The organism is Methylotuvimicrobium sp. KM1 (assembly GCF_044788715.1).
Classification (GTDB): Bacteria; Pseudomonadota; Gammaproteobacteria; order Methylococcales; family Methylomonadaceae; genus Methylotuvimicrobium.
On the sequence record NZ_CP173170.1, the window covers coordinates 3,935,526 to 3,956,793 of the forward strand.

The window sequence follows — 21,268 nt, forward strand, 5'->3', positions numbered from 1 at the left end:
TTTAATAAGCCTGCACGCCAAACTTCAACAACAATCGTGGCAAGATATCATCCAGATTAAGCACTTCGTCGTCGGTCAGCTCGATCAGGTTGAAGTTGTATTTCTTGTAAATGGCCTGTTTTTCTTCTTTACGAGCCAGGTATTTAGAATCGTTATCGTAGCCCCAGAACTCGATGTAAACCTTGCCCGTCGGAATATAGAAATCGCAATACATTTCCTCTTCGATCGGTAGCTTGCGCTCATAGGCATGAACGATCTCGGCCATATACAGCCAATTGTCGATCAGCATTTCCGCTTTCGACCGGACAAAGTGGCCATCGGTCGCCCGGTGGGTCGCCTCGAACTTGTGCCGGAAGCTATCCATCTTGTCGCTCTCGGTCTTCGGCTTATCGACGCCTTTAATGTTGTCGATGCTGTCTTTCAACGCTTTGACGTTCAGTATTTTTTCCGGCCAACGGACATAAGGAATACCGGAGCGTGAATCCTCGCCTTGCAGTGCGCCAAGCTTGGCGCCTTGGTCGGTGATCAGCCAGCCTTTCAGGCCTTTCTTGATCCAGCCCAGCTCCGAAAGTATGTAATTCATCTTATTGGCCGACAGCTCGAAATGCTTGCCGATCGCTGTCGCGGTAATGAGCTTGTCGTTCGAATTTCCCGCTAACGGCTCCGCTCCGGTAGTTTGACCAAAATCGACATCTTCCGGCCATGCCGCATACTGGCCGTATTTACCGTTCATATGTACGCCGCCCAAACGTTCGCCGGCTTCGGTCAATACCCATTGCTCCTTATCCCTTTTGAGTAACCCCCTCTCGCTCAATTGGGCGAACAATTCGTTCGAGGTCATTCCGCGTTTTTTAGCTAGTTTGGTCGTAGAGATCTTATTGACTTCGGTCATCCTCATCGCTCCTTTTTATCCGTTGGTAAATAATACTAATGTGTGAACTTGAAAATCAGGTGATGTAATCTTCGTCCGTTAGACTGCTATATTTAGCAGCTTTCAGATCAATAAATTTCTCGGTATGATTGCATGAGAATTCGGTGCCTTTCCGGTAGTGGGAGCAGCCCCAGAACTGCCCGTAAGGGCCTCTCCTCAGACTCAGCTTGCCGCCGCATAGAGGGCAAATCGGTTCGACGTAATCACAGCGCTTGTTCTCGCAAACCCGGAACCGGCCTTTTTCGCGCAATCCGCCCCCGCACCATTGGCAAGCCGTTACGGTGTTCGTACACAGCGGATATTGGCTGCAGCCGAAAAAGCTGCCGTGCTGGCTGTCCCTGGGCACCATGTAGCCGGCGCCGCATTCGTTGCATGGAATGTCGGCGATCTTGTCTTGAAAACCCTCGCCGGTAAATTCGTCAACGCGAATCTCATAGCGCTGTGCGACAAGCTCCCGGACAAAACCGGAAGCTTTGTTGGCGTCGCAAATCAGGTAAACATGATGCCGGGCGCGGGTCAGCGCCACATAGAACAAGCGCCTCTCTTCGGCATGAGCGAAGGCCTCCGCAGGCGGCAACAGTAGCTCTAAAACCGGATGAGTAGCTTTCTCAGACGGGAAGCCGTGCTTGCCTTTCTCCAATCCTAACACGACCACATAATCGGCTTCTTTGCCCTTCGAGGCGTGCACCGACATGAATTGCAGTTTCAGCTTGGGATACTGCCGCTTGAATTGGGCCAAATCCAGCTTCCTGAAGTTAAACCTGGCCAGGATCAACACGCTCGCTTCATCATCGGCTTTGGCGTCGATCGCCGACAGCGCCGCATCCAAACCGACCGAATCGCTGTTGGTTTTGACCAACGAGACCGCCGCTTGCTCGATGACCGCATGGCTTTGAATCCGTTTAGCGATTTGCGTCGAGTTTTGCATGACGAACTGCGACGCCACGTCCCCGATCTTGTTATTGAAGCGGAAAGTCAGGTCCAGAACGCTGATGGCGGTATCCCCGAAATGTTCCTCGAATTCCTTGGTAATCGTGACATCGCTCCCGGTGAAACGGTAAATCGACTGCCAGTCGTCGCCCACACAAAACAACCCGTTGTCGGGGTTTTGAGCCAACAGGCCCTTGACCAGCCTCGCGCGGTTCGCCGATATGTCCTGGAACTCGTCCACCAGGATATAGGTAACTATTCAGACCCCCTGGCCACTGGAGGCAATTTTGGAATCGGCCGACCGGTTCGCTGATAATCAATGACGAGAGCCAAATAAAGCCATGGGGTTTGTTGTCTTTTACGGCAGGTTTCGATCACGCTGATTAAAATGGCGAATACCCGCGAGCCTTGTTCGGTGCGAGTGCCATAGCTGATGCGTCTCAAAATCACCCAGTGCCGCAGTGCCCGCTCGGCTTCGTTGTTGGTCAACGGCAAATGATAGGACGCAACGACCTGAAAGATCGCATCCCAATCATTGAGCATTTCACCGGCCAGCTCACGCGTCTTTTTATGCGTTGCTTCGCGCAGGCTTTCGCATAGCGCTCGATAGAGCGCCAGTGATTCTTGAAAGGTTTCCGTCAACGGTTTGTCGGGTGGGTCGACACGGGCCTCCCGAATCGCGTTCATCAGCGTATTCAGCAATGTCAGTGTTTGCTTGCCGAACTGACGTGCTACGGGGTCGAAGCTCTCTTCCAGCCCTTGGGCTTTGCGCAGCAGATGCGCCCAGCAGCGCGCACGATTCGGGTATCTGCGATAGACTTGGCAGCCATCGCTCATGAGCCAGCCCAAGTAATCCGCGCCCAAGAGGTTCTCGATCAATTCGGCGCTGCGGTAGGCAATCCAGTAGGCGGTCACGCTATCGGTGCTGAACACCCACAGCCATAAGAAGGTCGTCAGTTCCATCCAGGACGTTTCATCGACATGCAGTAATTGACTATTGACCACCGCCTCAATGAGTTCGTCTTCGATCGGCATCGCCGCCGCGCCGCTTTCATGCAGGGTGTTGTTGATGGTGCCGACACTGAGACTTAACCCTAACCAATCCTGCAAGAATTCGCGGATGCGTTCTCGGGATAGCCGCATGCGATAGGCCAGACACACAATCAAGGCGGCCAAACCCGGGCCGACCAGGCGCCATTCGCTGCACACGACGTTCGGCAAACTGCCGTGGGGCACGTGACGATACGGTTCGTCTCGCGTCACATGGCCGCAGCGGCACGTCGCTTCATAATAGGTGTGCCGCGTCGTGATTAATCTCAAGCCCGGATTGTTCTCATCCGCCCAGGCGAGATCAACGGTATCAAAAGCGGTATACGCTTTTTGCTGACTTGTCGTGAACACAGTACCGCAACACGCGCAAAGCTCGGGACGATGGTCTTGATAGTCGGTCACCGGCAGGACTTGCTGTCTACCGAAGCCTTGCGCACCAGGCTGCTTACCGGTTTTACGCACAGCATCCGAAGCTTGAGACGAGTCGGTTTGAGAATCTTGTTTGGATTCTTTAGCGGGTGGCGCGGGAGAGGTATTATCTGACTCCTGGTCCGGCGTGTCTTCGCCAGCGTCTATCGCATCGGTATCACTGGCGGTATCGTTCGCTTTATCCCACGGTGCTTCACTACTGGGTGGCCGGGAGCTATTGCGCGAGTTTTGCTTCAAGCGCTCGCGTGCTTCCTTGAGATCGTTGAGCAAGCGAATCGAAAGGCGACGCAAATCCTCTTCCGGCAAGTCCAGAAGCTTGTCTTCATCCAGTTGGTTTAGGTCATGATCGCTCAGTTGCATGGGGCACAGGATACGTCTTGGCGGCTTGAAAATACAGGTTTTTAGTGACTGATTGGATGATTTTTGTAGTGGGGGTCTGAATATTTACGATATACGTGGGTTAACCTTGCGTCGTATAGCCAAGATTGGCTCCGACCGTAATATGCACTCGTTAAGTTAAAAGTTAAACTGCCTGTTAACAATTCCTGGAATCGAAGAAATAAGCATGTCGATGGGATTCTCCGTACTTGCATAGCAAAGGTGTTTTCCTCCTGTATATTCAGAAATAATGGTTGGTCGTTCAGATCTATAAAAAATACAGTTTCGTGAATAGACTTGGACAACATCATTCAGGATTTTAGTTTCTTCTCTGCTTGTCACAAAAGTAAAAAGACGTGGCTCACTGATGTATTGTAATGGTCGCGTGTAAAGTACACTTATTTCGGGGGTTATTGGAGCAAGAATTTTTGGACTATGAGAGTCGAGATTATGAAAGAAACCATCACCGTAAACAAACTCACATGACGGGGAATACAAGACAACAAACTTTCCCCTAATGCCTATCGATGAAACAGCTTTTTTCTGGTTATCACGCATATTCAAGTTAATTAAAGCATTTCTCTCTCGTTCGGGCAAAGTTCCTCGAAGCTCCTCTGCTAGCCCAACCGAAGATTCTCTGTGCATTGGACTTCTGATTGCTAATGAAACAATACTTTCAACAAGCTGGGCAAATTGATTGTCGCTTGCATTTTCAGGAATGAATCGATCAGTTAATGTTTTTGCGTCCCAAACATCTTTTCGTGTTAATGATTGAAGCCATGAAATTACCTTCGGAAAGCCATTGTCCGCTTTATCAAATATTGGTTCGAAATTTTGATCCCAGGCAGTTGTTTCTCCTTCGTTTTTGCCTAGTTTGATATAGTGTCCATTGCCAATACAGCCAAAATTTTTGGGCGGTGCAATTCTTATTTCTCCATTTGGTAATATCCAGTGCACTTTGCCATTAGCATTTTTCCAATGCTTTGAAACGCATTCAGGCCACCAATGGTGTCGTTCAGATTTTGTTTTACCCTTAGTTTTCATTGCTATTCCAGAGTTTAAATCATCAACCATACCCCAACATCGATTTCAAATGCGTCAGATTAGCCTTGCCGTACTGTTTCAATCCTTCCTTCTCCAGGGCCGTAGGTGCTGAACAGCGTGAAGCACATCGTTCGCGATTGGTGCGGTTCAAAAACTCATCACAGTCTCTACACCTGCTATCGGTTGGACTGTTGTCATTGGCACGTTCGCTTCGTCTGTCGGGTTTTGGCCGATCATTTCGTTCTTTTCAGTAGGCTGGGCAGGAGTTTCCTACGGAGCTTCTTGATTCATCGACTGTGGGGCATCAGCGCTAACCATTGCTGAGTGTGCAGCTTGCTTGACTTCACCATTATAAAAAATGCTAGCTGCACCATCTTTTTTTTACTGTGAGCTTATTTCCTTCGGATAAAGTCGCTATGTTCTCCGAACAGCCATCTATCTCCTCTTTTCCTGTTACCGGTTCTGACGACCTTAGCCACAAGGTCATTATATGAAAACCCTCTCTTACTCGCCTGGGATCATTATCGGCAATGATCCCAATCTGATTCAGTAAAGGCCAAACTTCTCGTGCAAACGGTACGAACAAACAAAAAAACAAGACACCAGCCGAAGCCGGTGTCTTGTGATCACGCATTGCAATCAACCTTACGATTGTTTCTCAACGTACAACTGGAACTGGTTGTACTCGTTACCATGCGGGCTTCTGGCTTTGCCAAGCAACTGGATCAGGACTAAATCACCGGGCTGGGCATTTTGCTGAACCATGCCATTCGCAACATAGTTATTCATGATGGCAGAGACGATATCACCATTCTCCAGTTTCACGATGACCGTTTTCTGTGGACCGTATCGGTCATGATGAAATTCACTAAACCCTAAAATCGTCCCAATCAAGGGCTTGCCGACTTCATGTTGCCAGTGTTTCGGTTGTTCCGCCGACACTTCGCCGGCGGCAATGGCTTTTAATTTTGCAAATTTATCCTGGTTATCAAACATTTTTGGAGCTCCTAAATAAAGGTCAGAAACGCATCGATGTTGTGTATGACTTGTCGATGCCTGCTGTGGAGCATGTACACGCTCCATATTATTAGGATTTTTCTGACACTCAGAGCTCCGCCATAGGCTGATGCAACCCGTTTCAAAATGCGCAAGGTTCTGAATACACGCTATCGATTCAATTGACATAGCGATAGGCCGTTGGCAATGAAGCCGAGATAGAATCAAAAAAAAACCTCACAAATTGACTAACCAACTGACTAACTAAAGAAAAAAAGCACCCATTTTGGCCCTCAGGACGGCCCAAAACCGGTGCTTTTAATGAATAATATTTTATTTAGTTAGTTCCAAGATGGCGACTGCCTTGTGTGGAATCATTTTAAGTGACTCATACGACGCAAGCCGTTACAGGAGTCCATGCTCGACGAAGGAATACACGGTTTCGCCGACCACGAAATGATCGAGCACTCGGATGTCGACCAAAGCCAAGGCTGCTTTGAGCTTGTCGGTTATTGACTTATCCGCCTGACTGGGTTCGCTGATGCCGGATGGATGATTGTGCGCCAAGATCAGCGCCGCCGCGTTATATTGCAGCGCGGTTTTGACCACTTCGCGCGGATACACACTGGCGGCATCGATCGTCCCTCGGAATAATTCGTCGCAGGCAATGACTCTGTGCTGATTGTCCAAAAATAGACACACGAACACTTCATGTTCAAACGGCGCCAGTTTCAATTTGATACAGTCCTTCGCTTTGTCGGTACAAGTCAAGGCTTCGCCTCGACTGAAACAGCGGTTGTAGATCTGAATGGCCTCGAAGATCACATCCTGTTCATCGGCGACTCGGTAACGGTTATTGGTTCCTTTAATGAATAACATAGGCTTTCTCCCGTAATCATGAAAACCGGGGCAACGCCTTCCCCTGCCGGGAAAGGATTTTCCCGGCAGGGTTGTTAAAAAATAGCGGAAACATCTAGCGGGTTCCCGCGCGTGTTCTCTGTCGTCACGGCAAGAGCTCATCTCCCGAGGCGGTTGTTACTGGCCGCTCCAATTGCCGCATGGCCGTCTGATCGCAATCCAACATGGCATCGGGATCGATGCCATGGTTAGTCAATACGCTATGCATGGCTTCCGTTAACAAGGTACGGCCTTTCTCACGCTCCGTTTCGCCGCCGTGCTGGATCGCCCAAAAGGGATCGAAACGAACAGTCCTACCATTCCGTTGACACTGCTTGTGTACTTCGGCATGGAAAGCCTTATCGAACTTTTCCGCTTGGTCGAACTGCCGCCAAAAGCCTTGACCGGCCTGGTTATCCGCCGGCGGTAACCAACGGCGCCGACGACCGACCACCCGATTCATGCGATCGATCAAGGTCTTGCTTTTGGGAAAGAAATGAATGGTGCCGACGCCGGGATAATAGCGAACGTCGAAATAGCTCCCACCGATCCTTCTGCCGACCCGCAGTTCGTGAAAATGGCATCGAAACACCGAAACCAATCCCATTTCCGCCTCGACCTTGCCGTCGAGCAAGGCGAACACCTTGTCGAAATCCGCCAGCAGCCGCTCGGATTCCCAATTCAAACCGTTCTGGTACGAAGGGGTGGCATGGCCCGGCAAGATGAAGCGCGTGGTTTTGATCCGCATGCCCAGGGTGCGGTGTTTATCGTTGGATTTCCAGCCCAGATAAAACACCGTGTTGTCACTGTGATAGCGGGTGATCAAATCGAACACGTCACAGACCATGGCCGATTGGATATCGCCTTGTTGATCGATGATGCCCTGCACAAAGCCGTAGATATTCGGCACGGTAAACTCCAACGACTTCACCGCTTCGAAATCCGATTCCAAGCGCTTTTGCGCCGACGACGACAAGCGCGAGGTCACCTGAGTCGATCGTAGAATGCTGGTCCAGGCCCTATTCTTCAGATCCTGATAGCGTTTGAACATGCTTCGCCTGACCGCATCCAATGATGATGCGTCATCACCGCTGCCATTCAGTTCACCCAAGGTTTTTCCCATCATCGACCGGTAACGACAGGCACGAGCCTCGCTGACCACGGCTTGACGCGCGGCTTCCAGCGCCGCATTGAACATCAATACCGCATTGTCGACAAAGGCATTCGGCAACGCCAGCTCATTGGGCGGTTGAAAATCACCGGCCAAATCCTCGGTACGCGACCGATCCTTGCGCAAATCATCCAGAATATTGCCCAGAATGTCCTGATCGAAGGTGGCGGTTTTCTTTAACCACACCAGGGCAATTTCCACGGCGGTTTTGCGCTCGACAGCCTCGCCGGTAAACATCTCAGACACATATTCGACTTCGCCAAACTGCTCAATCAAACGGACTAAATGCCGCCGTTCCTTGGAAAAAGGATTTCGAATCGTTTCGGCATTCACAATGGCGACGATTTCTCCGTCGAACAAAAGCCCCCAGGCTTTCAACACATGCTGTACGCCATCGGCAAACGGCGGATTCATAATGATGTGCGAATAGACACTGCCGCTTTGAAACTGCAGGAAATCCATGCCCACCACATGGAATCCTTCGTCCCTCAACCGACCGTGTTTGCGAATATCGATTTCGATGCAATCGATCGGCACGCGCTGCCCATGGTGGTAAGGTCTGGATTTCAGTAAATGACCTTCTCCCGCCGAGGGTTCCAATACCCGCACAAAGCGGGTGTTCTTGAAGGTGGACCACGCTTTACGGCTCAACGCCTCCGGCGTGGGGTAATATTGATAAAGGTCTGTCATGAAACACTCCCATGATTCTCCGACGAGCGTTTCAGCCCGGACGGGCATGCAACAACCCGCCGGGGACAGTGAATAAACGAGAATTGACTCAACCAGGTTTTCTAAACGTGGATTGACTCAACGAGGCTTTACTGTGAATCAGGGATGGACGGCGTTGGCGTGGGGAAACTTAGATGTTTGCAACTGCCGCGCTTTCGCGTCCAGTTTTGTGGCTAAAGAAGCCTGCGGCGTTACCTGAACCTCGCCGGTTTCTGTCTGCTGTTCCGGAAAAAACTCCTCGACGACCGTCGAACCGTCATCCTCTTGGCCTTCAAACGCACCATTAGCAAAACCCAGTCGCGCGGCCTGATCCAGCGCCGCTTGATCGAATCCTGCCGCGTGGCGTTGTTCTTCGATCCGCCGGGCGTCATTGATCGCCTCTTCAATGCTTTGATCGCCGCGTAAGGTGATATCCACATAAAAGATCGCCGAGCCATGACTTTGCCGGGTGGTTTTGCCGCGCAGTTTCAATTCCAATGGCATGCACGACAGCCTGTTGCCGGAAATGGCATGGAAGTATTGCAGACGGGCGGTCAAGGTCCGGATACTGTTGAAACCCGTGGTACGGAAGATGAAACTGCCTAAAGGATCGTCATCGCCAATCAGCACATTCAGACGACCGTAGGGTTTACAAGCACCGGCTTGTGCCAAGCCGCAACCTTCCGGCGCCGGACACGGCAGGTTGGCAATCCCTTCATCCGTTCTACGCCGGCAGGTTTCACCGTTACCGACGCACATCGGCCGCCCGGTTTTTCGATCGAACAAACTGTATTCGGCCCGAAAGTTTAAATCCGGCTCGTTGAACAACAACCGAATCGGAATACTGCGAATTTTGCCGCCTTGCTGTGTTCGCAAGGTGTTGTCGAAGGGATGCAAAATCCAACCGTCCTTGTTTTGTAACTGACTGGTAATCGTAAATTGATCTTCTTTCATCGGTAAACGCTTGCCGTCCTTTTCGACGATCTTCCCGATGGCAATTCGTCCAAGGACGGGCGGAGTGATCGCTAGACCTTTTAACATGATGATCTCCTATGGTTATTGACTTTAAAAAGCAGGCATAGCGCCTTGAGCGGGGATGTCTCCCCGCTCAAGGCTTTTTGTTATGTTTGCATTTTGATTAATTGAATCCGCGAAATGCTTTAATTACTTTAAGTTGAATTAATTGGATTTTCCCGTGTGTGACAGAAAGCCGGTGTCGACTGTTTGTCGATCCGGTCAATCCGCTGCCTGAACAAGGAAACGCCGACTGCCGGCTTTGGTGGTGGCATACTGTTGTAACAGCGCCGGTTGATCTTTGAGCAGTCGTGGAGTATCCAGGACGAGGCTGTCCTTGGCTTTCTTCCAGGTAACGGTACCGGTTTCAAAGGTGGCTTTACTGGCTTCGCCGATGGCTTGTTGTAGGGTTTGTTTGAACAACGCTTCTTGCCGTTCCAACTCCGCCAAGCTTTGCCGGACAGTGACCAAATCGGCAAAGGTGCCGGACAACCTGGCATCTTGGCTGAAATCGACGGTCTGGCCGCTATCGTGCGGATACAAACAGCGCAAAGCTTGTTCCGCCGAGTCCGAACCGTCCGCCGGCGGCGGGGTATCGGTTTCCACGTAATGCCAGAAGGCTTTTTCCAATTCGATCAATCGGTCGATCAAGCCGGCATCGCGTTCGATACGATGAATCTCCAATTGTTGGCCACCGATCAAGACCGCGACGTCCGCCGTCTGTTTGCCGGTGACGGCCAGTTGATGCTGTACCTGCAGTTGCACATACTCTGGCACGCCGTCCCGCCACAATTTGGCGCCGTGGATTCCGGCGGTTTTACACTCCAGAATCTGGACTTCATCCGTGCCGACCACTTCCCGGTCGATATTGGCCAGCATCCAACTCAAGTCGGGATGAGGATGTTGTAAGACCGCGTTGACCCGGCGGACTTTATGCCCGGTTCTGCGGCTGTAATGCGCGGCAACGATCGGTTCCAGCAAAGTGCCCCAATAAGTCGGGCTGGTTTCATCGTGGGGACCGATCTTGGGCAGATTGACGTCGCGGCCGGTTTTGATCAGCCACAATTCCAGGGGCGACTGATAAGGATTCAAACCCACCGCCGCAGCGGCATCGGAACTGCCTATGCCGCGTTTTCTCACGGCCAGCCATTCCTCGCGGGGCAGGTTTTTGGTCTTGACCAAGCGCAACGCCGGTTTAGCGCTCGGGTTCGGGGGTGTTTTTAAAGCGGTTCCGGTCATGATGACCTCCTTCTCTATATAAAGGGTTAGAAACAAGCCCAAGCCCCAAAACAAAAACGCCCGGTCGGAAAACCGACCGGGCGTTTTTGTCAGGGGATGGGGTGTTATGAAGAATGAAAGGTTTTAAGCGTCAGGTGACTTAGCGATTCTGAAAAGAACTAGCCACGAAACATTCGCCAGCGGTGACATCGAAAATGCGGTCAAACACTCAGCGGTGATCCGAGACATTCGGTTAAGCACAATCGATCAAAGTCGACCACTCTTTGTACTTATGCCGCCAACGACAATGCTGCATCCAACGCGCGTTGCTTCAGATGGGCGCCTTGCCCGAACCAGGCGGAATCCATTCGATGTTCGGCACTACGGGCGCGCTTTTCATGGTCGACATACTCGGTCACGGCATTGAGTAAACCCCAGGCGGTACCTTTGGCTGCTTCCAGGTCGGCGCCATGGCCTTGGCCTTCGTACAGGCTTTGTACTTTCTTCAATGCCCGTTCGTTGCTCAAGATGACCGCTTCACCATTCGTCGACGATGTATCGCAGATGACCCGCAAGAAGTAGTTCATCGCTTCATGCGATTTCACTTTGCGTTCTGACAAGGTACGCATCCGGTACATGAAGGTATCCCATTGCGAAACAGCGATACCCAATTGCTGCTTGACGGCTTGGGCATCGAACTTGGTGCTGTGCGGCACTTTGATCGCTTGGCTGGCACCGTTGACCGCGATGGTCAGGGTGTTGTTGCACACCACCCGGATCGTGGTCGGCGTGGCCGTGGTCGCCAATGTGCCGTCGCAAGATGTCGCCAACAGCAAATAACCGTAGATCAGATCGCTGCCTTTTAACGCGGTCGCTTGACCGGTCTTGGCCAAGGCCCAGAACTTCTTGCCGCCTTTCAACACGCCGGCGGTTTCCAATTCATAGCCAGCGATTTCGGTTAAATCCCGATAAAACTCCAACACCTCGCGCGGTTGAACCACTTGGTAACGTTTGGACACCACCGACAAGGCTTGCTTGTTATCGGAGCGGTACAACACCTTGTGCTGGTCAAAGGTATGAATCTCTCCCAAGGGTCCTGTGGTATTCGAGGTAAACCGCACCGGCGTTTCCTGGATTTGCCAATCCATGCCGGCTTGTTTCGCCCAAACCTCCAAGGGTTGTTTAGGCGCTAACAGATTTCCTAAGCCGTGCCAGGGCTGCACCCCGACATAAGCCATTTGTTCGACTAAATGAGCCATTGCCGCCTCCCCCGTTACTCAAAATGTTGATCGGTGTGGACATCGCCGAACTGCAAACCGCAGTCTTGACAGACGTAGTTGTGTAACACTTTTTGATCGATGACTTGGCCCAATTTGGCACCGGTCACGCCACCCGTCGCGGCCCAGACCAATGCGCCAATTAAGGCCCCCCCGGCTGTGCCAACCGCCGAACCAACCGGACCGCCAATAAAGCCGACGACACGGCCGATTTCAGCGCCCACGACCGCACCGGAACTCGAAGCGGCCCAACCACTCATCGCACCACCGACGGTGCCGACCATTCCGCCAATGCGCTTGGCACGGTCTAATGAAATCACTTGATGTGACCGACAAATCGGACATTGCATACTCATATTCACTACTCCCCAATTAAATGCCGGACAGATGTCTAGGGAATCGATACACTGAAACGCACCGATCAACCGAAACAACGCAACGGCAGAAAAAGACAAACACTCAACGCATCGCGTCAAGCCAGATAAAATCAAGCTTCCCCAAGGCTATTTGGACGGGATGTCCTTAGCAGATGGGTCAGCTCAAGGGAGGTATATGTGATTGAGATTTTTTAAGAACGGGATTGATTCAAAATAGCTTCGCTAAAACCAAGTTTTTTTATTTGTCTGGTACTTTATTTTTAAATTCATATTTCTCTCCATATTTCAGTCTGTTCTGTTTGAGTTTTACGATGTCATCAATTAAACTGATTTTATCAAAGATAGAATTGTAATTAGCCTCTACAGTCCTGAACTCAACGATTATTTTTTTGTTTGAATAAATGTTCTTCGAGACAGTTTCAGCTGCCTTCTTGATGATCTTAGTGTCTTCGTATACATTTTTATTGTGCGATTTTTGGGTATTTTTCACCTCATCGAAGCACATCAATCCTATAATATAATTCATTATAAAATCATATCTGGTTATTATTTTGGCATATTGATTAGATTGGTCTAACTGTACTAAGCCAGAATTATGCTTACGCTGTATCAGATTAAAGCTTGGAATAGACTCAGATTTAATCTGTTCGGAATTCCAGTTCGAATTGTCGAATCGAAGATGCGCTCTAAACAGATCTACTGCCTCACCGATGTCTTTAATGTCTTTATCAAACCGGATACTCAATAAAGTAGCGTTTGATAACTCCTGCCCATCAACCGTAATCGTTTGCGTGTTAGTACTATAAATACGATAGCGGTCATCGTTATTTAAAAGTACACTCGGTGAAGAAAAATTTGGTGCTGTTCTGACAATATAGGAAGGATGAGAGCCGTCGTCATTTTTTATCGGCTCTTCTATCTTCATACTAATATCTCTTAGGACCTCCTTTTTTTTAACAGATTGGAGGTCTATATGATTGAACCACCAATCAAACACGGAATTTATACCATTAGGGTGGGTTAAATCGTAAAAGCGATAAGAAAGTTTTCTTTGGCTTGGTTTTACATATTTCTTTAATGGCAAGATCTGCGTGGATAAAAATTTTCTGACATCGTCGGGGAAAAATAGCGCGCTCAAGTCTATTTTTTTAGGCAAGTCTTCAGTGCTGATGGGAGGACTTTGAAGTTTATTAAGCGCCCACATGATTAAACAATCTATGTCCAATGGAATTGGAGGTTGATTTTGTGTATCACTAGGCAACTTAAATTCAATTCCAGATAGACTATGAGTCTTATCAAAATCAATAAATCTTTTTGTAACAATCTTGTTTAGTCTTTGAATTCTTCGTAAATCGTGGCTGCGATTCATCTCTAAATATCGAATGTAGAATTCAAAAGTCAACATTCGTTCGAAGTAACCCATAACCTCTTCTTCATTCTCAGACATTTGCGGTTGTCTATAATTTTTTTTCATTGTCAATACCGTTTGCAACATGGTGAATGAAATTTTCAAGTTGCTTTAAATATGGCGGAATAGAGTCTCATTTCACGAAACACTGTTCCGCCGATGTATGGCTTTCCTCCACGAATTCTAAGACCTGACGAAGCTGCCTATTATTGTGGCATGGGACGAACATTGTTTGATCGGGAGATTAGGACCTTATTAACAGAGATTTCATTAGGAAAGCAAGGCGTCGGGTTTGATTTACTTGAACTTAATCGCGTTTTGGATGAGTATATGATCCGCAACGTGAGGGTTACGGAGAAACCATCATGGCAAAAAGAAACAGTCTCCCAGGCTTGTACTGGGACAAAGAAACAGGGAAAGGCTCGATTGACAAACGCATCGACGGACTTGGAAGAGTTCGCCACCGCTTTACAGCGAGCACGTGGCAAGAAGCGGAAGTCGAATACCACCGGGCCATAGCGGTTGCAAAAACTGAGGCGGCAGCGCCAAGGTTCAGAACGTTCCGCGAAGCGGCTACGAAGTATTTAAATGAGGAAACCAAGGCAAGTTTATCGAGGGATGCCGGGTGTCTTGCGAATCTCGATCCCTGGTTGGGCGGTTTAAGGCTAGACCAGATCCATCAAGGCAGCATACAGCCTTATATCGATCATCGTCGGGAACAGGGAGCGAAAAGTGCCACCGTCAAAAGGGAGCTGTCTGTTGTTCGAAGGATTCTGACATTGGCTTCACGGGTATGGCGTGATCTCGATAATCAGCCTTGGTTGCCAGTTGCGCCGTTGTTAAGGATGCCGGATTGGAAGGATGCAGCCAATCCTCACCCTCTCTCCTTTGACGAGCAAAAGCGCTTCTTTAGGGAGTTACCGGCCCACATGGCTGAAATGGCGCTGTTTGCCGTACATACTGGAGCCCGTGAACATATCGTGGCAGAATTGCGGTGGGAATGGGAGATCAAGGTGCCGGAATTGAACACTTCGATTTTTCTGGTTCCTGGTGAGTTCACCAAGAATCAGACGACATGTTTACTGGTACTAAACGGCTTGGCAAAAAATGTGGTCGATAGTCGGCGCGGTAAATCGAATACCCATGTGTTCGGTTTCCGTGGAAAGCCGGTGAAAAGGATGAATAATACCGCCTGGAAAAATGCATGGAGAAGAGCCGGGTTACCGATTGGCGATAACGTTCTATCAGGTCCGCACAATCTTCGACATACCTTTGCAAGGCGTTTGCGATTGGCCGGAGTGCCGTTGGAGACCCGAAAGGCACTCATGCATCATATTGATGGCGACATCACGGTTCATTATTCACCGGCGGAAGTTGGGGAGCTTCTTGCTGCTGTTGAGAAGTTAACCAAAGTGGAAGGGGTGACCATGTTGCGTTTGGCATCATGATTTACCCACTGGGTAATTTGGAAGATTGCAGGCATAAAAAAACCAGTCGCCCGAACAAAGCTAACTGGTTGATTTGTATATTAAATTGGTGGTGGGTCGTGAGCGATTCGAACGCTCGACCATCGCATTAAAAGGTTTATCTTTCCTTTTTAACATCAATTAATTCAATGCTTTACATCCTGCTAATCCTTTAAAATGAGCCTAAGAAAGCCTGAAAAATCGTTACAGATAGCTCATTGCCGGACATTTTTGGGCACATAAAATTTTAGGCCCGGATCCTAGTGCCCCATAATTTCTGCAAGATTTCCATCTCTGAATTTTAGAGACGTTCCAATCAGAAAAATTAATCTCGTAAAATGATGAAACGGGACGCAATTATTGAGGATGATGAATAAAATATCTTTTTATACATCATAAAATAAACTAATATAAGCTATATAAGTTACGGTTATAGCTCATGGTATGGAATTGGCAACAACCCGATTGGCCTCATTTTAGATACGAAGAATTACCCCTCGTTGGCTATGACAACAGGCTACTGCTTGGTGCAGGCCTTTTGTTTGGGGCTTTTAAGCATCTTGACGATGAAGAAAAAAGCCAGTTAACCATCGAGCTTATTAGTAATGAAGCTTTTAAGACCTCAGAGATTGAGGGCGAATATCTGGATCGCGATAGCCTGCAGTCATCCATCCGCCGCCAATTCGGATTAGTCTCCGATAACCGTAAGATTCCACCTGCCGAACACGGAATAGCGCAGGTCATGGTTGACTTATACCAGGGGTTTCAATCGCCCCTATCTCACGCCACCTTGTTTAATTGGCACACCATGCTGACCAACGGTAGACATGACCTCAATGATATCGGGCGATACCGAACTCATCAAGAGCCTATGCAAATAGTATCCGGGCCCATCTATTCCCCCAAAATCCATTATGAAGCGCCGCCATCCGCACAAGTCATGACGGAAATGGATAGGTATATTGACTGGTTTAATACGACAGCCCCAGACGGACATTCACCATTACCCGCCTTAGTGCGAGCGGGTATCGCCCACCTATATTTTGAAAGCATCCATCCTTTTGAAGATGGCAATGGCCGGATCGGCCGGGCAATTGCCGAGAAAGCCTTGGCGCAGTGTGTGGGGCAACCTACGCTGATTGCTATCGCCCACACCATTGAACGGAACAAGAAGGCGTATTACATCACACTTGAACTAGCCAACAAAGACAATGAAATTACAGCCTGGTTAATCTATTTTGCGGATACCGTATTAAGCGCCCAACGCTATACCCAAGTAAGACTTGAATTTCTGATCAATAAAGCCAAATTTTATGACAGATTACGAGGGCAACTCAATGTCCGCCAGGAGAAGGTATTGTCCAGACTGTTCCGCGAAGGCCCGGAGGGGTTCAAAGGCGGTTTGAGTGCAGAAAAATATTTGGGCATAACCGGCACAACCCGTCCGACAGCGACTCGGGACTTACAAGATTTGGTGATGAAAGGGGCGTTAACAAGGACAGGGGAACGTAAGCATACCCGGTATTATCTTAATCTTTAAAGCTAATACAGCCATGGCTGGCGCCATAGCTGTCCAAAAAAATAATGCGGACAAACTCGGGAGGCAATAGATAAGCGGATGATTCGTTAATGAATCGAGATGTTGTTGAAGAGTGATAATTGATGCGACAATTCGGTAAATTGACTGGCATCTTTCTGCAAACACCTACCAATGCAGATGCAACTCAACAAATTCGGTTCAAATGCGGATTAGCCGTTGGCGGCTCTTTTCCTCCGAATACCAGCGATTCGTCATTAATAAGTATCACATTGATCGTGGCCGATTTATTGCCGCCTTCGACTCGGTATTTGATCACATTCAAGCCTTGGACATCGCGAACATGCCAATTTTTCTTCAAAACTTTTTTCTGGATGGACGCCCAGTCTGTGCGGCCGTTGGTTTGTGCCGAAGCATAATCTTGGAATATGCCGGGCGTCATGAGCGCGACGCCTTCGTTGACCACATGCACCCGCGCTTTTGGCCGATTGGTTTTTATGTCGCCGCTTTGTATGCCGTTGCGTAGCCACGCAAAAAACGCATCGGCAGGATCGTCCGTTTCATCATTGACCGGTACAGCCAATTCCGATTGTGCATTGGAATGGCTTTTCTGTTCTGTTGTGATGGTATCCGGATCGGGATTTGCCGGTTGACTTTCATCGCGAGCACTCTCGTCCGAGGGTAAGAAATTCTGCAAGTCAAAATCGTGCCTAAGTTGTTGTCGATTTGAAGCCGGTGATTCGTCTTCCGGTTCCATGGTCAAACTCGGCTCGTTTTCCTGATTGTGCTGCGATTCTTCAGGAGCAGTTTGATCCGAACAGGTCTTCATTGTCGTTATTACAGAACTTGGCCGATTTTTTTCGTTGCCCGCCGAAGCATCTAACTTTGTTGATGCCTCCATTTCGGCCGGGATGATTCGTCCCTCGAATGCCTTCGGCCGGCTGTCGGAGTTTGGCCAAATTTTCGCCACTGCAATGCGGATCATCGTCAATTCATTACGCCACCCTTCCCCCTCGACAATACAGGGCCAGATGGCTTTGTCGCCATACGGGATCAACACGCCATGCTCTTGAAGCATATCGAACAGTCGGCCGTTTTTCGTGGGTATGCCGCTATGGCCTTCTTGGGTTAGTTGATCTCTGATCGCATCGACTGTTCGTTTACTGACCAACCAACAGTCATCTCCGCTGACCCAGCCGGCGGCTCCGTTTCTGTTTAACGGCAACTCCCCTTCGTTCAATAAATAGCGTAAAGCCGTCAGCATTTTTTCATGCAACGGTTTAGTCTTGACCACCGGCATGCGGTTGGTGTCTGCACCTAGATTGGCGGCCACCGATTTGCCATCGGCGATCCCGACAATTTCCCCGATGGATGACGCATTGTCGATGTCGCCCGATACACAGGCTAACCAGTGAGTAAATATGTAGCGATCGCTCGAGATCCAATTGAGTGCATAGGCAGGAATAATCCGATGGATCAATAATAATGACGCTTTTTCGTGTAAGCGATAGTGCCGGCCATGCTGGAATTCCGTGCTGTACCATGCGCCCTGCTCGTCCAAAAACGACTCCCAAGGCGACCAGGACTTTGATTGATGGTTAAGATCGTAAACGGTCACGGTTTGGTCGACGGTAACCTTGGCCACGTCATGGCAGAGCGCGGCCAGGAAAACGGCGTAGGTCCATAAGTCTTGTTTGGCCGCGATTTCTTCGGCACCGCCGGTTTCCGATAAAAGATACGAACGTCGTATCTTCAACGCATTGACACAAACTTCCAGGGTATGGATCAGCATGCCACCGGGGCCTGCATGATGGTGGACTTCCGAAGCCGGCAACAGTTGTACGAATCGTGCGAAATTGCCAATCGCATCGAGATAATAGCGGTTGAAATTGCGTTCCGACAAACCGGCCAATTCATCGATTTGAACAATCATGCCCTTGTGACGAGCCAAGAGATCGTCTACTTTACGAACGGTCAGAATACCGGGAACATTGGGCGGTGCCCGCGTGCCTGCTTCGGATTTTTTCCGGTCTTTTTTTAGCCAGTTAAAATGCAACATGGGCTTACTCATCTCCTAGCACTTTCTTGCCGTATTCTCGCAGTAACCCATCCGGAGCGACATAGCGATGCGGCAGCGATGGTTGCGACTCCAGATAAAGCCCATTTTTGCGTTCAGTTTCGAATGAACCTGCCCCGCCCCACCCTCGCATACCAACGACCAATCGCCGAATAACGCTGGGGCAACAAACCTCTGATTAAAAGCGATGCAGGTTTTGGAGTCGTCGTGTCGCTCAAGATAAATGTATTCTCTATTTTATAGGACTTTGTGGCAGATACAATTTCCGGATCGACTGCAGGGTGCGTTATGTGTAGATGCCTGAAAATATCAATCGAAAGACCTGCAATAGTCATATCTAAAGTGAGCCCTAACGTCAATGCAGAAAATGGTCTAATTTAAAATGGAGCCTGCTCTTTAAAAAAAATATCACTTGTTATTATTGCGCCGCAGGCGTTTTCATCAACCACTTTCGGTTCATGGCGGACTGTGGACAAAGGGTGAATTAGTGTAGTTAAGCTTGTGGGAAACTGCTTCAGCAGTTTATCAAAACGGTCCGAAGGACATTTACGCTTCGTCCATAGGCCTGCCACGCGGCATGGCTGCTAGCCACCATGGAATTCATGTGTTGTCGCGTTATTCAGGCTTTGATGAGGCCTCGTTTCGTTGTAAAACTGAAAAAATACTCGGCCAGTCCGGTTTTGGCTGTTATTGGGCTTGCAATAAATGGCTTCCAAGCCCATCTTCGCCATGAGCAGTCGGATGCGCTTACGATTGAGCCGATAGACTAACCGTCTCAGCGCATGCGTCATCCGCCGACTTCCGTAAAAGAGATAGTCGGTATAAAGCACATCGATCCAATACATCAGGTTGATCGTGAGCGCGTCTTCCGGTGCGCTTCGGTAGTATTAGCTACCCCGCGACACGCCGGTTAATGCGCACCGACGACTCAAGGAGAGTTCCGGGGCCGGTTCCAGTCACTGGTGCAGTTCGCTTACAGGGACAGTCCGGACTTTTTTTGAGTCAGTCCAACTCGATTTTCAATCGCCCGATTTGGCTATACAGCGCTTCCTTGTACTTGGCTTATTCTACATTCAGAAGCACCTTTGGTGCTTATGATGACGACATTCTCAAGGCCGCTATTACGTTTACCGGATATTGGAACCGGAACGGGCAACTTTAGGGATCAAGATCCGTCGAAACCAAAGCCACATTTTGGAATTACGAATCGATCAGTTACAAGGCAAACAAAACCAAAAAGTGACTGATGCAACGCATCAAGCCGTACTCAGTTGGTTCAATACCATGAATGCAAAACGAGAAGGGGCGAGCCATGACTGAAGATCAATTCCAACAAAAGCTCAGAAGTTATTATCAACTGATTCAAACTCAATAAGCTGACCCACTCACGCTATATCTGCAAGTATTTGTTCCCACCGGCAGACGTTCGGTCAAAAGTCTGCTAAACCGCCACGGATATTTTGAAACCCGAAGGCGTGTTGGAGCAGATGCCTTGGAATATTCTCGAATACCAACACCTGGCCAAAGTACGTAATACGCTACAAGAGCAAAAGAAATCGGCCAATACCGTCAACCCTAACGTTATCAGCACTTCGAGGCGTGATGAAAGCCTGCTTCAACCTGGACTTGATCAGCACCGACCAATTGCTCTTGTTCAACGAGATCAAACGGGTCAGAGGCAAACGAGATTATGCGCTGATCGCAACACTATTGGCGACCGGGCTCAAGGGTTCGGAAATCATCAATATTCAGCTAAGCTGATTACCACACACGCAATGGCATGCTGACCATTCAAGCCGGCAAAGGCAACAAACAAACAGCGCACGACATACCTAAATACCGACACTCGTCGAATCGTCAAACAATGGGTCAACGTCATAAATTAACATCTCGAATCAGTAGGTTACCTGTTCAACCCCATCAGCAAAAACGGCACGATTCAGGATTGCAAGCTATCCAAACAAGCCGTTTACGCCATCATTCAACAACGAGCAGACCAAGCCATGCGAATGCTCAACGTCTAATGCGACGCATCACTGTGCTATTTAACTGCCGCAACACATGTTTTTGAGTCCTACTTTTTTCAAAGGGAGAATAATCTCTCTTTTTGTTCAGCAATTCTCAAGTTACAGCGTCAAAATAAATCAATGATTTATAAATCATTTTCAAGCTGTATTTTGGGTCTGATTACACAGTAAAAAGCGGGATGTAGTTGCTCATGAGGCTCTTCATTCCGTTTGATCCTCTAAATTCTGAACGCAATGCTTCTGTTGTGCCATAGTTACTTGAATCCAAGCAAAAAATAACTGAATTTCTATATAATTGATTTTTATGTAATTTTAAAAATATTTCGAAATTGA

The 21,268-nt window shown here is 48.9% G+C and carries 17 protein-coding genes; 3 read left to right on the forward strand and 14 right to left on the reverse strand.

Translation table 11 applies throughout. From position 1 onward, the window contains the following. Nucleotide 1: 1 nt before the first annotated feature. The 12 genes from ACINK7_RS16905 to ACINK7_RS16960 all read right to left on the reverse strand — a co-directional run bounded on the left by ACINK7_RS16905 (nt 2) and on the right by ACINK7_RS16960 (nt 13,894). Nucleotides 2–892 carry a glycerol kinase gene (locus tag ACINK7_RS16905; protein ID WP_404357051.1) on the reverse strand — a complete coding sequence of 297 codons (891 nt, stop codon included), beginning with the start codon at nt 890–892 and terminating at the stop codon, nt 2–4. Between the two features lie 55 nt (nt 893–947). Next, a complete protein-coding gene (locus tag ACINK7_RS16910) occupies nt 948–2,102 on the reverse strand; it encodes a topoisomerase DNA-binding C4 zinc finger domain-containing protein (RefSeq protein WP_404357052.1) in 1,155 nt (384 codons plus the stop codon). 14 nt (nt 2,103–2,116) lie between these two features. Further along, nucleotides 2,117–3,700: an IS66 family transposase gene (gene tnpC, locus ACINK7_RS16915; RefSeq protein WP_404357054.1), complete on the reverse strand. Its 1,584-nt coding sequence runs from the start codon at nt 3,698–3,700 to the stop codon at nt 2,117–2,119. 156 nt (nt 3,701–3,856) lie between these two features. Further along, a complete protein-coding gene (locus ACINK7_RS16920) occupies nt 3,857–4,792 on the reverse strand; it encodes a hypothetical protein (protein ID WP_404357056.1) in 936 nt (311 codons plus the stop codon). 615 nt (nt 4,793–5,407) lie between these two features. Further along, nucleotides 5,408–5,758, reverse strand: coding sequence for a hypothetical protein (locus ACINK7_RS16925; protein ID WP_404357058.1), 351 nt, complete (start codon nt 5,756–5,758; stop codon nt 5,408–5,410). Between the two features lie 405 nt (nt 5,759–6,163). After that, nucleotides 6,164–6,637 carry a DNA repair protein RadC gene (gene radC, locus ACINK7_RS16930; protein ID WP_404357060.1) on the reverse strand — a complete coding sequence of 158 codons (474 nt, stop codon included), beginning with the start codon at nt 6,635–6,637 and terminating at the stop codon, nt 6,164–6,166. Between the two features lie 124 nt (nt 6,638–6,761). Next, nucleotides 6,762–8,516, reverse strand: coding sequence for a DUF4942 domain-containing protein (locus tag ACINK7_RS16935; protein ID WP_404357061.1), 1,755 nt, complete (start codon nt 8,514–8,516; stop codon nt 6,762–6,764). A 138-nt stretch (nt 8,517–8,654) separates the two neighbouring features. Further along, nucleotides 8,655–9,575, reverse strand: a complete 921-nt coding sequence (locus ACINK7_RS16940; RefSeq protein ID WP_404357063.1) for a hydrolase or metal-binding protein — start codon at nt 9,573–9,575, stop codon at nt 8,655–8,657. 195 nt (nt 9,576–9,770) lie between these two features. Continuing rightward, a complete protein-coding gene (locus tag ACINK7_RS16945; protein WP_404357065.1) occupies nt 9,771–10,787 on the reverse strand; it encodes a YqaJ viral recombinase family protein in 1,017 nt (338 codons plus the stop codon). Between the two features lie 269 nt (nt 10,788–11,056). Continuing rightward, nucleotides 11,057–12,025: a DUF932 domain-containing protein gene (locus ACINK7_RS16950; RefSeq protein WP_404357067.1), complete on the reverse strand. Its 969-nt coding sequence runs from the start codon at nt 12,023–12,025 to the stop codon at nt 11,057–11,059. 14 nt (nt 12,026–12,039) lie between these two features. Next, nucleotides 12,040–12,399, reverse strand: coding sequence for a hypothetical protein (locus ACINK7_RS16955; RefSeq protein ID WP_404357069.1), 360 nt, complete (start codon nt 12,397–12,399; stop codon nt 12,040–12,042). Nucleotides 12,400–12,658: 259 nt separating this feature from the next. Next, nucleotides 12,659–13,894, reverse strand: coding sequence for a hypothetical protein (locus tag ACINK7_RS16960; protein WP_404357070.1), 1,236 nt, complete (start codon nt 13,892–13,894; stop codon nt 12,659–12,661). Between the two features lie 299 nt (nt 13,895–14,193). On the opposite strand from ACINK7_RS16960, the gene ACINK7_RS16965 reads away from it, so the two are divergent. Further along, nucleotides 14,194–15,276: a tyrosine-type recombinase/integrase gene (locus ACINK7_RS16965; protein ID WP_404357072.1), complete on the forward strand. Its 1,083-nt coding sequence runs from the start codon at nt 14,194–14,196 to the stop codon at nt 15,274–15,276. Nucleotides 15,277–15,733: 457 nt separating this feature from the next. Continuing rightward, a complete protein-coding gene (locus ACINK7_RS16970) occupies nt 15,734–16,834 on the forward strand; it encodes a Fic family protein (protein ID WP_404357073.1) in 1,101 nt (366 codons plus the stop codon). 184 nt (nt 16,835–17,018) lie between these two features. Here the strand turns inward: ACINK7_RS16970 and mobH are convergent, their stop codons facing one another. Beyond that, on the reverse strand, nt 17,019–18,890 hold the full coding sequence (gene mobH, locus ACINK7_RS16975) for a MobH family relaxase (RefSeq protein ID WP_404357075.1): 1,872 nt from the start codon (nt 18,888–18,890) through the stop codon (nt 17,019–17,021). A gap of 602 nt (nt 18,891–19,492) precedes the next feature. Further along, nucleotides 19,493–19,753, reverse strand: a complete 261-nt coding sequence (locus tag ACINK7_RS16980) for an IS3 family transposase (RefSeq protein WP_404357077.1) — start codon at nt 19,751–19,753, stop codon at nt 19,493–19,495. Between the two features lie 757 nt (nt 19,754–20,510). On the opposite strand from ACINK7_RS16980, the gene ACINK7_RS16985 reads away from it, so the two are divergent. After that, nucleotides 20,511–20,669 (forward strand): hypothetical protein, encoded by a 159-nt coding sequence (locus ACINK7_RS16985; RefSeq protein WP_404357079.1) that lies wholly within the window; start codon nt 20,511–20,513, stop codon nt 20,667–20,669. Nucleotides 20,670–21,268 lie beyond the last annotated feature (599 nt).

Bases quoted from the DNA above. Each gene is read 5' to 3' on its own strand.
- ACINK7_RS16905 (WP_404357051.1), bottom strand. From the start codon at position 892: ATGACCGAAGTCAATAAGATCTCTACGACCAAACTAGCTAAAAAACGC.
- tnpC (WP_404357054.1), bottom strand. From the start codon at position 3,700: ATGCAACTGAGCGATCATGACCTAAACCAACTGGATGAAGACAAGCTT.
- ACINK7_RS16920 (WP_404357056.1), bottom strand. From the start codon at position 4,792: ATGGTTGATGATTTAAACTCTGGAATAGCAATGAAAACTAAGGGTAAA.
- ACINK7_RS16925 (WP_404357058.1), bottom strand. From the start codon at position 5,758: ATGTTTGATAACCAGGATAAATTTGCAAAATTAAAAGCCATTGCCGCC.
- radC (WP_404357060.1), bottom strand. From the start codon at position 6,637: ATGTTATTCATTAAAGGAACCAATAACCGTTACCGAGTCGCCGATGAA.
- ACINK7_RS16935 (WP_404357061.1), bottom strand. From the start codon at position 8,516: ATGACAGACCTTTATCAATATTACCCCACGCCGGAGGCGTTGAGCCGT.
- ACINK7_RS16940 (WP_404357063.1), bottom strand. From the start codon at position 9,575: ATGTTAAAAGGTCTAGCGATCACTCCGCCCGTCCTTGGACGAATTGCC.
- ACINK7_RS16945 (WP_404357065.1), bottom strand. From the start codon at position 10,787: ATGACCGGAACCGCTTTAAAAACACCCCCGAACCCGAGCGCTAAACCG.
- ACINK7_RS16950 (WP_404357067.1), bottom strand. From the start codon at position 12,025: ATGGCTCATTTAGTCGAACAAATGGCTTATGTCGGGGTGCAGCCCTGG.
- ACINK7_RS16955 (WP_404357069.1), bottom strand. From the start codon at position 12,399: ATGAGTATGCAATGTCCGATTTGTCGGTCACATCAAGTGATTTCATTA.
- ACINK7_RS16960 (WP_404357070.1), bottom strand. From the start codon at position 13,894: ATGAAAAAAAATTATAGACAACCGCAAATGTCTGAGAATGAAGAAGAG.
- ACINK7_RS16965 (WP_404357072.1), top strand. From the start codon at position 14,194: ATGGCAAAAAGAAACAGTCTCCCAGGCTTGTACTGGGACAAAGAAACA.
- ACINK7_RS16970 (WP_404357073.1), top strand. From the start codon at position 15,734: ATGGTATGGAATTGGCAACAACCCGATTGGCCTCATTTTAGATACGAA.
- mobH (WP_404357075.1), bottom strand. From the start codon at position 18,890: ATGTTGCATTTTAACTGGCTAAAAAAAGACCGGAAAAAATCCGAAGCA.
- ACINK7_RS16980 (WP_404357077.1), bottom strand. From the start codon at position 19,753: ATGTATTGGATCGATGTGCTTTATACCGACTATCTCTTTTACGGAAGT.
- ACINK7_RS16985 (WP_404357079.1), top strand. From the start codon at position 20,511: ATGAAAGCCTGCTTCAACCTGGACTTGATCAGCACCGACCAATTGCTC.